General features: G+C 66.9%; 10 protein-coding genes. 3 read left to right on the top strand and 7 right to left on the bottom strand.

The window, feature by feature from the left end; genetic code table 11:
• Window positions 1–97: 97 nt before the first annotated feature.
• A complete protein-coding gene (locus tag N5D48_RS24545; RefSeq protein ID WP_279888620.1) occupies window positions 98–856 on the bottom strand; it encodes a transporter substrate-binding domain-containing protein in 759 nt (252 codons plus the stop codon).
• A 131-nt stretch (window positions 857–987) separates the two neighbouring features.
• On the opposite strand from N5D48_RS24545, the gene dnaX reads away from it, so the two are divergent.
• The 3 genes from dnaX (at window position 988) to recR (ending at window position 4147) form a co-directional block, all read left to right on the top strand.
• Window positions 988–3054, top strand: a complete 2067-nt coding sequence (gene dnaX, locus N5D48_RS24540; RefSeq protein WP_279888619.1) for a DNA polymerase III subunit gamma/tau — start codon at window positions 988–990, stop codon at window positions 3052–3054.
• A gap of 64 nt (window positions 3055–3118) precedes the next feature.
• On the top strand, window positions 3119–3454 hold the full coding sequence (locus N5D48_RS24535) for a YbaB/EbfC family nucleoid-associated protein (protein ID WP_011533041.1): 336 nt from the start codon (window positions 3119–3121) through the stop codon (window positions 3452–3454).
• 90 nt (window positions 3455–3544) lie between these two features.
• On the top strand, window positions 3545–4147 hold the full coding sequence (gene recR, locus N5D48_RS24530) for a recombination mediator RecR (RefSeq protein ID WP_279888618.1): 603 nt from the start codon (window positions 3545–3547) through the stop codon (window positions 4145–4147).
• Window positions 4148–4276: 129 nt separating this feature from the next.
• On the opposite strand, the gene N5D48_RS24525 is transcribed toward recR, so the two are convergent.
• From N5D48_RS24525 to N5D48_RS24500, 6 genes are all read right to left on the bottom strand, one after another.
• Window positions 4277–4825: an adenine phosphoribosyltransferase gene (locus tag N5D48_RS24525; RefSeq protein ID WP_038705708.1), complete on the bottom strand. Its 549-nt coding sequence runs from the start codon at window positions 4823–4825 to the stop codon at window positions 4277–4279.
• A gap of 51 nt (window positions 4826–4876) precedes the next feature.
• Entirely contained in the window at window positions 4877–5611 is a 735-nt protein-coding gene (gene fnrA / locus N5D48_RS24520) for a Crp/Fnr family transcriptional regulator FnrA (protein ID WP_279888617.1), read from the bottom strand.
• Between the two features lie 187 nt (window positions 5612–5798).
• Complete coding sequence (hemN, locus tag N5D48_RS24515; protein ID WP_279888616.1) at window positions 5799–7181, bottom strand: oxygen-independent coproporphyrinogen III oxidase; 1383 nt, start codon at window positions 7179–7181, stop codon at window positions 5799–5801.
• Window positions 7182–7309: 128 nt separating this feature from the next.
• A complete protein-coding gene (locus N5D48_RS24510; protein WP_279888615.1) occupies window positions 7310–7993 on the bottom strand; it encodes a sulfite exporter TauE/SafE family protein in 684 nt (227 codons plus the stop codon).
• Window positions 7986–8198, bottom strand: coding sequence for a cbb3-type cytochrome oxidase assembly protein CcoS (gene ccoS, locus N5D48_RS24505; RefSeq protein WP_050706577.1), 213 nt, complete (start codon window positions 8196–8198; stop codon window positions 7986–7988). The genes N5D48_RS24510 and ccoS overlap by 8 nt, the downstream gene beginning before the upstream one ends.
• Window positions 8180–10651 (bottom strand): heavy metal translocating P-type ATPase, encoded by a 2472-nt coding sequence (locus tag N5D48_RS24500; RefSeq protein WP_279888614.1) that lies wholly within the window; start codon window positions 10649–10651, stop codon window positions 8180–8182. Before N5D48_RS24500 ends, ccoS begins: the two co-directional genes overlap by 19 nt.
• Between the last annotated feature and the right edge of the window lie 34 nt (window positions 10652–10685).

Genomic DNA, 10685 nt, shown 5'->3' with positions numbered 1-10685 from the left:
AATGGCACAGGATTGACTGGCCCGAAACAGATGTAGGAGCGGCCTTGCGTCGCGATGCGCCGCGCGGGCGGCGCTCGATCTGATAGGCGCTGCAACGCTAACGTCGAGCACCTTGAAGGACCTGGCCGTCGGTATACCGCTCGACAATCCGCTGCATCTCCCCGGACTCCTTGATCCGCACCAACGCCCTGAGCACACCTTGGGTCGGTAATTGGGGATCGTTGCGCACCATGCAGCCCAGCGCTTGCTCTTCCAGCACGGCCAAGGCTTGCAGGCGTTGCCCCGGCGGCAGGGAGCGGTTGTACCACTGCAATGACAGCTGGTTGCTGACTGCGTGGCGAAAGCGTCCAGCCTGGAGCTTTTGCAAGGCCAGCAACTGGTTACGGCTGTCCTCGCGCTGCAGACGTCCCTGGCTGAACAGGGGGTCCAGGGTGGGGTAGGTGTACCCAAGCACGGTGCCGATGGCCTGGGGCGGCAGTGCCTCCGGGTGGGTGGGACCGCTGTCGCCGGGGCGGCCGATCAACAGATCGCGCTGTTCGATGATGGGGATGCTCCACAGGTAGTTGCCCGGTCGGTCGGTCAGCCACTGGGTGGAGACATAGCAGCGCACGTCGATTTCGCCGGCCTGCATGGCCTCCTGCAGGCGCAGGCGGGCCATCACGTGGTATTGCGGGCGGGCGTCAGTCTCCCGGGCAATGGCCTGCATCAGTTCGAAAAGGATGCCTTCCACCGGTTGCTGGTCCTCGGTGCGCATCAACGGCATGCTCCAGCTTTCGGCGACAGAAAAGCGCAGCACCGGCTGCTGCGCCAGGCTATGGGTGGTCCATAGCAACAGGATGACCAGGACTCGCCGCACGCTTCATCCTCCCTGATTCATCGTCCGTGTGCCCGTCAATGAGCTTAGACGAGATCGGCGGGGTGCAATTTCGGCCCCGCTCCGCTAGCATTAGCGCTCTTTCCGCCCGCTCCGGTCACGATGGTTTTTTGATGAGTTATCAGGTTCTTGCACGTAAATGGCGTCCGCGCTCGTTCCGCGAAATGGTCGGCCAGACCCATGTGCTCAAGGCTTTGATCAACGCCCTGGACAACCAGCGCCTGCACCACGCCTATCTGTTCACCGGTACCCGTGGCGTGGGCAAGACCACCATCGCGCGGATCATCGCCAAGTGCCTGAACTGCGAGACCGGCATCACCTCCACGCCGTGCGGCACCTGTTCGGTGTGCCGGGAGATCGACGAAGGCCGTTTCGTCGACCTGATCGAGATCGACGCCGCCAGCCGCACCAAGGTCGAGGACACCCGCGAGCTGCTCGACAATGTGCAGTACGCGCCGAGCCGCGGGCGCTTCAAGGTCTACCTGATCGACGAAGTGCACATGCTCTCCACCCACTCGTTCAACGCCTTGTTGAAGACGCTGGAAGAGCCGCCGCCCTACGTCAAGTTCATTCTCGCCACCACCGACCCGCAGAAGCTGCCGGCGACCATCCTGTCGCGCTGCCTGCAGTTCTCGCTGAAGAACATGAGCCCGGAACGGGTGGTCGAGCACCTGACCCATGTGCTGGGCGCCGAGAACGTGCCGTTCGAAGAGGACGCCCTGTGGCTGCTCGGTCGCGCCGCCGATGGCTCGATGCGCGACGCCATGAGCCTGACCGACCAGGCCATCGCCTTCGGCGAGGGCAAGGTATTGGCCGCCGATGTGCGGGCGATGCTCGGCACCCTCGACCACGGCCAGGTGTACGGGGTGTTGCAGGCGTTGCTCGAAGGTGATGCCCGGGCGCTGCTGCAGGCGGTGCGCGACCTGGCCGAGCAAGGGCCGGACTGGAGCGGCGTGCTGTCGGAAATGCTCAATGTGCTGCACCGCGTGGCCATCGCCCAGGCCCTGCCGGAGGCGGTCGACAATGGCCAGGGCGATCGTGATCGCGTGCTGGCGCTGGCCCAGGCGCTGCCGGCCGAGGATGTGCAGTTCTACTACCAGATGGGCCTGATCGGCCGTCGCGACCTGCCGCTGGCGCCAGACCCGCGTGGTGGCTTCGAGATGGTCCTGCTGCGCATGCTGGCGTTCCGCCCGGCCGATACCGATGATGCGCCGAAGCCGGTACTAAAGCCGGTGGGGATCAGCCAGGCCACAGCTGATCCGGCCCAAGCGGTGGCAGCGGCGGCTGTGGCCGTGGCGCCGCCCGTTGCCGTCAGCCCTGTCGCTGAAGCGGTCGCGCCAGTGCCCGTGGCTGAGCCACCCGTGCAGCCGGAGCCGCCAGTCGTCGACGCGCCGGCCGTTGCCGAGGTTGTCGAGGCGGCGCAATCGGAATCAGAACCAGAGCCCGAGCCGCAGCCCGTCGAAGAGGTCATCGACCTGCCGTGGGAGGAACCCGTTGCTGCGCCGGCGTCAGTTGTGCCCGAGCAACCGTCCGAGCCGGCACCCGTGGTCGAAGCTGCCAGCCCGCAGCCGGATTATGACGAGCCGCCGTTCGATCCGTCGGCCTACAGCCCGGCGGGCATGGAGCGCGACGACGAGCCGCCGGCGGACGAGGACTACTACGCGCCCGACAGCGACCCGGCTGGCTTCAGCTACCTGGACGAACTGGCCGAGCACGTGCAGGAAGAGGCGCCCACCCAGGCGCCGGAGCCGCTGCCGGCGGCCATGCCCGCGACCGGGCTGGCCCTGCAATGGCTGGAATTATTCCCACAGTTGCCTGTCTCCGGTATGACAGGCAACATCGCCGCAAACTGTACGCTGATAGCCGCCGATGGCGATGATTGGCTGCTGCACCTGGACCCGGGGCAGGGCGCGCTGTTCAACTCGACGCAGCAGCGCCGGTTGAACGACGCGCTCAACCAGCACCTGGGCCGCGAGATCCGCCTGAAGATCGAGCTGATCCGCCCCGAGCAGGAGACTCCGGCCCAGGCCGCCTCGCGCAAGCGTGCCGAGCGCCAGCATGACGCCGTGGTGTCGATCGAGCAGGATCCGCTCATCCAGCAGATGATCCGGCAGTTCGGCGCGACGGTCAGGCAGGATACTATTGAGCCTGTAGACGCCCTGGCCAGCCAGGGCCAATGAACGGATAACCATGCGGCCCGCCTGTGCGGGGCCGCATCACATGACCCAATCGAGGTATACCCCCATGATGAAAGGTGGCATGGCCGGCCTGATGAAGCAGGCCCAGCAGATGCAGGAAAAGATGCAGAAGATGCAGGAAGAACTGGCCAACGCCGAAGTCACCGGCCAGTCCGGTGGCGGCCTGGTCAGCGTGGTGATGACCGGTCGTCACGACGTCAAGCGCGTCAGCATCGACCAGAGCCTGATGTCGACCGACGCCGACGACAAGGAAGTGCTCGAGGACCTGATCGCCGCCGCGCTGAACGACGCCGTGCGCAAGATCGAGCAGAACAGCCAGGACAAGATGGGCAGCATGACCGCCGGCATGCAACTGCCGCCTGGTTTCAAGATGCCGTTCTGATCGGCTGATCGCTTCACACCGGGGAGCAACGACCTATGGGACGTTGCTCCCTTGTTCATTGTGTTTCCTGAAATTGGACGGCCTGCCGAGATGAGCTTCAGCCCCCTGATCCGCCAACTGATCGACGCCCTGCGCATCCTGCCCGGCGTCGGTCAGAAAACCGCCCAACGCATGGCCCTGCAGCTGCTCGAACGCGACCGCAGCGGCGGCACGCGCCTGGCCCAGGCGCTGAGCCAGGCCATGGAAGGCGTCGGCCACTGCCGCCAGTGCCGGACCCTGACCGAGCAGGAGTTGTGCCCGCAGTGCGCCGATCCACGCCGCGACGACAGCCAGCTGTGCGTGGTGGAGGGGCCGATGGATGTGTATGCGGTGGAGCAGACCGGCTATCGCGGCCGCTACTTCGTGCTCAAGGGGCACCTGTCGCCGCTCGATGGCCTGGGGCCGGAGGCCATCGGTATTCCGCAGTTGATGGCGCGGATCGAGGAGCAGGGTACGTTCAGCGAGGTGATCCTGGCCACCAACCCCACGGTGGAGGGGGAGGCGACTGCCCATTACATCGCCCAGCTGCTGGCCGAGAAGGGCCTGGCCGCCACGCGCATCGCCCATGGCGTGCCGTTGGGTGGGGAGCTGGAACTGGTGGATGGCGGGACGCTGGCCCATGCTTTCGCGGGGCGTCGGCCGGTTTCGCTTTGAAGCTTCAAGTTGCAAGCTACAAGCGGCAAGTAAAAGCGGTAATGCGCCGACCTGCTTTTACTTGCCGCTTGCAGCTTGCAGCTTGCCGCTTGCCGCTTGCCGCTTGCCGCTTGCCGCTTGCAGCTGCTTTTAGTATTCGCTGAGGGAAAACTCGGTCAGGCAGAAGGTCGGCACCCCGGCCGCCTGCAGGCGGCGCGAACCTTCCAGTTCCGGCAGGTCGATGATCGCCGCCGCCTCGAACACCTGGGCGCCGGTGCGGCGAACCAGGTTGGCTGCGGCCAGCAGGGTACCGCCGGTGGCGATCAGGTCATCGAAGATCAATACCGAGTCGCCGTCGCAGAGGCTGTCGGCGTGCACTTCCAGGAAGGCCTCGCCGTATTCGGTCTGGTAACCCTCCGACAGCACGTCGGCCGGCAGCTTGCCCTGCTTGCGGAACAGGATCAGTGGCTTGTTCAGCTGGTGGGCGATGATCGAGCCGATCAGGAAGCCCCGCGCGTCCATGGCGCCGATATGGCTGAACTCGGCCTCTACATAGCGCTCGATGAACTGGTCGGCGACATAGCGCAGCCCGCGTGGCGACTGGAACAGTGGGGTGATGTCGCGGAAGATCACGCCCGGCTTGGGGAAGTCCACTACCGGGCGGATCAGGGCTTTGAGGTCGAAGGTGTCGCTGTGCATGGCGGGTATCCTGGAAAAACTCGGCGCCAGTATACCCTGTTCACGGGGCGATCAGGTTTCGAGCGCACCACCAGCCAGCGCGCACAGCTGGATCGGGTCGAGGATGTGCACTTCCTTGCCCTCTGCCTTGAGCAGGCCGTTCTGCTGGAAGCGGGTGAACACCCGGGACACGGTTTCCACCGCCAGGCCCAGGTAGTTGCCGATCTCGTTGCGCGACATGCTCAGGCGGAACTGGTTGGCCGAGTAACCGCGGGCGCGGAAGCGCGCCGACAGGTTGACCAGGAAGGTGGCGATGCGCTCGTCGGCGGTCTTCTTCGACAGCAGCAGCATCATTTGCTGGTCGTCGCGGATCTCGCGGCTCATCACCCGCATCAGCTGGCGGCGCAACTGCGGCAGCTGCACCGACAGTTCGTCGAGGCGCTCGAACGGGATCTCGCACACCGAGGTGGTTTCCTGGGCCTGGGCCGACACCGGGTAGGCCTCGGTGTCCATGCCGGACAGGCCGACCAGCTCGCTGGGCAGATGGAAGCCGGTGATCTGTTCTTCGCCGGCATCGCTGAGGCTGAAGGTTTTCAGGGCGCCAGAGCGGACCGCATAGACCGAGCCGAAATTGTCACCCTGGCGGAACAGGAACTCGCCTTTCTTCAACGGGCGGCCGCGTTTGACGATTTCATCCAGTGCATCCATGTCCTCGAGGTTGAGGGACAGGGGCAGGCACAGGGGGGCCAGGCTGCAATCCTTGCAATGGGCCTGGCTGTGTGGGCGCAGTTTTACTGGCTCGGACATTTCTTTCGATCCTTGTGGGAAAGCACACATAAGCCGTAAGGATAACCTGCGGCATGGGCTGTAGGCCAGTGTGCGCATTTTTGGTGCACGCTAGCGGCGGCAGGGAAGGGGTGTTCCGCTACCGTTCAACTGTCCATAGTGTGCCTCGAAAGGCGGGCTGTCCATGCGGTGAAACGCCTCAATCGCCTCAGATCACCCGGGAGAAACGCTGGCGATTCTGCTGCGCGAGGTAGGCGTCGAACACCATGCACACCGAGCGCGCCAGCAGGCGGCCGGCCGGCAGGATGCGGATGCCCTTGGCGTCCAGGCTGATCAGGCCGTCGCGCTGCATGGCCTGCAGTTGCGGCCACTGCTCCTTGAAATAGCCGCGAAAATCGAGGGTGAAGGCCTGCTCGATCGTCTCGAAATCCAGCTCGAAGTGGCAGATCAGTTGCTGGATCACCGCCCGGCGAAGGCGGTCGTCCTGGTTGCACAGAAGGCCGCGGTGGGTTGCCAGCTGGGCGGTCGAGAGGGTGTCCTGGTAGGTGCTGAGGTCGCTGCTGTTCTGGCAGTACAGGTCGCCGATCTGGCTGATCGCCGACACGCCCAGGCCGATCAGGTCGCAATGGCCATGGGTGGTGTAGCCCTGGAAGTTGCGCTGCAGGGTGCCTTCCTCCTGGGCAATGGCCAGCTCGTCGTCGGGCAGGGCGAAGTGGTCCATGCCGATGTAGCGGTAGCCGGCGGCGGTCAGCTGGTCGATGGTGGCGTGGAGCATTTCCAGCTTGGCCGCCGGCGCCGGCAGGTCGGCGCTGTCGATGCGCCGCTGGGGCATGAAGCGCTCTGGCAGGTGCGCATAATTGAATACCGACAGGCGGTCGGGCTGCAGGCGGATCACTTCCTCGACGGTGCGGGCGAAGCCTTCCGGGGTCTGCTTGGGCAGGCCGTAGATCAGGTCGAGGTTGATCGAGCGGAACTGCAGGGTACGTGCCGCCTCGATCAAGGTGCGGGTCTGCTCCAGGCTCTGCAGGCGGTTGACCGCGCGCTGCACGGCCGGATCGAGGTCCTGCACGCCGAGGCTGACGCGGTTGAAACCCAGCTCGCGAAGCAGGCCCATGGTCGACCAGTCGGCCTCGCGCGGGTCGATCTCGATGCCGTAGTCGCCGGAGTCGTCGTCCAGCAGGTGGAAGTGCTGGCGCAGGGTGGCCATCAGCTGGCGCAGTTCCACATGGCTGAGGAAAGTCGGCGTGCCGCCGCCGAAGTGCAGTTGCTCGACCACCTGTTTCGGGTCGAGGTGGCAGGCGATCAGCTGGATCTCCTGCTCCAGGCGCTGCAGATACGGCGCGGCGCGGCCACGGTCCTTGGTGATGACCTTGTTGCAGGCGCAGTAGTAGCAGATGTTGGCGCAGAACGGCACGTGCACGTACAGCGACAGCGGGCGGGTTGCGCGGCGGCTCTCGCGCAGGGCGTGGAGCAGGTCGAACGAGCCCACTTCGCCATGCAGTTGCACGGCGGTCGGGTAGGAGGTGTAGCGTGGCCCGGCCAGATCGTAGCGACGGATCAGGTCGGCGTCCCAGCGTAGGTCGTCGAGCATGTGGGTGGTCCCCGGATAGAGCTGCAGTGTCCGGAGTCTAGGGGCGGATGTAAGAAGTCGTGTTGATTTGTATCAAGGTGAGTTGGCGACCGTCGCGGGGCTGGCGTGGGAGCGGGCTTGCCCCGCGATCAGTGTCCCATCAACCAGTGTTGATGCGGCCCTGGTAATGTCCACAGACCAAACAGGATCACGAGCAATCCGCCAGCCACGCGCACGCCGCGCTTGCGCAGTAAGGCGCCCACGCGCTCCGCCGCGAGTCCCGTGGCCAGCAGCACCGGCCAGGTGCCGACGCCGAACGCCAGCATCAGCGCCGCGCTGTGCAGTGCATCGCCCTGGCTCGCCGCCCACAGCAAGGTGCTGTATACCAGCCCGCATGGCAACCAGCCCCACAGGGCGCCCAGCAGCAGGGCCCGAGGTAGGCTGGATACCGGCAGCAGGCGGGTGGCCACGGGTTGCACATGGCGCCACAGGCCGCGGCCGAGCGCCTCGATACGGGTCAGGCCGCTCCACCAGCCGGCCAGGTACAGGCCCATGGAGATCAGCAGCAGCGCCGCGATGACGCGCAAGCCGATGGCCAGCGGGCTGCTCGCCAGCGCCACGCCGGCAAGGCCCAGCAGCAGGCCGGCGGCGGCATAGCTGAGGATGCGTCCGAGGTTGTAGGCCAGCAGCAGGCGCAGGCGCCGGCCGCGCTGCTCGGGTGGGATGGCCAGGGTGAGGGCGCCCATCAGGCCGCCGCACATGCCCAGGCAGTGGCCGCCGCCGAGCAGGCCCAGGACCAGCGCCGAGCCCAGGAGCGGAATCAGTTCAGGCACGTGGCGCGGGGTCCTTGTCGTCGGGCTGTTCGTCCCCTGGCTTCACGGCGGCCTGGTGGCGCGGGTCCTGGTCGTCGAACAGGATGCTGTGGGCCGGGCCTTCGAGGTCGTCGTACTGGCCGCTGTCCACCGCCCAGAAGAAGATGTACACGGCGACGCCGACCAGCAGCAGGGCGGCGGGGATCATCACGTAGAGGGCGGGCATAGCGGTTTCCTTTCGAGCGACGCCGGCTCGCGCGCGGCCGGCGCCGCATCGGCGGGCAGCCGGGTCAGGCGCAGGGCGTTGAGCACCACGATCAGCGAACTGACCGACATGCCGATCGCTGCCCACACCGGGGTGATCCAGCCGAGCGCGGCGAACGGCAGCATGAGGCCATTGTACAGCGTCGCCCAGAGCAGGTTCTCGACAATGTTGCGGCGGGTCCGGCGGGCCAGGTCGAAGGCCTGCACCAGCGCCTGCAGACGGTTGGACAGCAGCACCGCGTCGGCGCTGGTCTTGGCAAGATCGGTGGCGCTGCCCATGGCGATGCTGATGTCGGCGGCAGCCAGCACCGGCACGTCGTTGACGCCGTCGCCGAGCATCAGCACCTTGCGTCCTTCGCCTTGCAGGACCTTGAGGCGGGCGAGCTTGTCGTCCGGGCGCAGGCCGCCGATCGCCTGGTCGATGCCCAGCTGCGCGGCCACTTCCGCGACCATCGGCGAACTGTCGCCGGACAGCAGCAGCGTTTGCCAGCCACGGGCCTTGCAGGCGGTCACCAGGTCCTGGGCGTCGTCGCGCAGGCGGTCGTCCAGGGCGAACCAGGCCAGCGGCCCTTGCCGGTCGCCCAGCAGCAGCCACTGCCCGCGAAACTCAGGCACAGCGGGCACTTCGGCGCCGCTGAGGGCGCAGACGAAGGCGGCCTGGCCGATGCGCAGGCGCTGGCCGCCCAGCTCGCCTTCCAGGCCCAGTCCCGGCACCGCGCTGACGTGCTCGGCGGCCTGGGCGGCGCGGCCGAAGGCGCGGGCGATGGGGTGCTCGGAGCGGTTTTCCAGGGCGGCGGCCAGCGCCAGGCACTGGTCGCCGTCCAGTCGGCCCAGCGGGCGCACGCTGCGCAGGGCCAGGCGACCCTCGGTGAGGGTGCCGGTCTTGTCGAAGATCACCGTGTCGATCTGGTTCAGCCCCTCCAGCACATGCCCGCGGGTTATAAGCAGGCCGAGCTTGTGCAGGCTGCCGGTGGCCGCTGTGAGGGCGGTCGGCGTGGCCAGCGACAGGGCGCAGGGGCAGGTGGCGACCAGCATGGCGAGGACGATCCAGAACGCCCGAGGCGCATCCAGTTGCCACCAGACCACGCCGATCACGGCGGCGGCCACCAGGGTGAACAGCAGGAACCATTGCGAGGCGCGGTCGGCGATTTCCGCCAGGCGTGGCTTCTCGGACTGAGCGCGCTCCAGCAGGCGGACGATGGCCGACAGTCGAGAGTCCTGGCCCAGGGCCTGGACTTCGACGGTGAGGGTGCTTTCGACGTTGAGGGTGCCGCCGGTCACCCGGTCGCCGACGCGACGCGCCAGGGGCAGGTATTCGCCGGTCAGCAGCGACTCGTCGACGCTGGAGCGGCCGTCGACGATCAGCCCGTCGGCCGGGATCACCGCACCGGGCAGCACCTGCACCCGGTCGCCACACTGCAGTTCGCCAAGCAGGATGCGCTCGCCCTGGCCGTTGGCGTCCAGGCGCAGGCACGAGGCCGGCAACAGGTTGACCAACTGCGCGGTGGCTGCCGCGGTGCGCTCGCGGGCGCGGCGTTCGAGGTAGCGGCCGGTGAGCAGGAACAGGGCGAACATGCCGACGGTGTCGAAGTACAGCTCGCCGCTGCCGGTGATCGCGGTCCAGATCCCGGCGCAGTAGGCCAGGGCGATGGCCAGCGACACCGAGACGTCCATGGTCAGGTGGCGGGTGCGCAGGTCGCGGGCCGCGCCCTTGAAGAACGGCGCGCAGCTGTAGAACACGATGGGGGTGGTGAGGAACAGCGCGACCCAGCGCAGGATGGTGTGCAGTTCGGGCGACAGGTCGATGTTGAATTCCGGCCAGGTGGCCATGGTCGCCATCATCGCCTGGAACCACAGCAGCCCGGCCACGCCCAGGCGGCGCAGGGCGCTGCGGTTTTCCCGGGCCAGCTGTTCGGCGGCCTGGTCGGGCTGGTAGGGGTGGGCGGCGTAGCCGATCTGGCGCAGCTCGGCCAGCAGCCTGGACAGCGGCAGTTGCTGGTCGTCCCAGCTGACCAGCAGGCGATGGTTGGACAGGTTCAGGCGGGCGTCATCGACGCCGGGCAGGTTGCGCAGGTGTTTCTCGATCAGCCAGCCGCAGGCGGCGCAGCTGATGCCTTCGACCATCAGGATGGTTTCAGCCAGTTCGCCGGCATGGCGCACGAAGGATTGCTGCACGTCGCTGCGGTCGTACAGCGCCAGTTCATCCTGGAGCTGGCGGGGCAGGGCTTCGGGGTTGGCGCTGGTGTCACTGCGGTGCTGGTAGTAGTGCTCCAGGCCACCGGCGACGATCGATTCGGCCACCGCTTGGCAACCGGGGCAGCAGAACTGTCGCGGCTCGCCGAGGACCACGGCGGTGAAGCGGCTGCCGGCGGGAACGGGCAGGGCGCAGTGGTAGCAGGGGGTGGGGTGGGTCATTTTGAGTCTATCTTTTGGCTTGGGATTGCCGGGG

Origin of the sequence: Pseudomonas sp. GD03858, from assembly GCF_029840925.1 — a bacterium.
GTDB lineage: Bacteria > Pseudomonadota > Gammaproteobacteria > Pseudomonadales > Pseudomonadaceae > Aquipseudomonas.
This window is presented reverse-complemented; position numbering and strand designations above follow the sequence as displayed.

Bases quoted from the DNA above. Each gene is read 5' to 3' on its own strand.
- ccoS (WP_050706577.1), bottom strand. From the start codon at position 8,198: ATGCCCGCCCTCTACGTGATGATCCCCGCCGCCCTGCTGCTGGTCGGC.
- N5D48_RS24525 (WP_038705708.1), bottom strand. From the start codon at position 4,825: ATGCACAGCGACACCTTCGACCTCAAAGCCCTGATCCGCCCGGTAGTG.
- hemN (WP_279888616.1), bottom strand. From the start codon at position 7,181: ATGCTCGACGACCTACGCTGGGACGCCGACCTGATCCGTCGCTACGAT.
- fnrA (WP_279888617.1), bottom strand. From the start codon at position 5,611: ATGTCCGAGCCAGTAAAACTGCGCCCACACAGCCAGGCCCATTGCAAG.
- N5D48_RS24535 (WP_011533041.1), top strand. From the start codon at position 3,119: ATGATGAAAGGTGGCATGGCCGGCCTGATGAAGCAGGCCCAGCAGATG.
- recR (WP_279888618.1), top strand. From the start codon at position 3,545: ATGAGCTTCAGCCCCCTGATCCGCCAACTGATCGACGCCCTGCGCATC.
- dnaX (WP_279888619.1), top strand. From the start codon at position 988: ATGAGTTATCAGGTTCTTGCACGTAAATGGCGTCCGCGCTCGTTCCGC.
- N5D48_RS24500 (WP_279888614.1), bottom strand. From the start codon at position 10,651: ATGACCCACCCCACCCCCTGCTACCACTGCGCCCTGCCCGTTCCCGCC.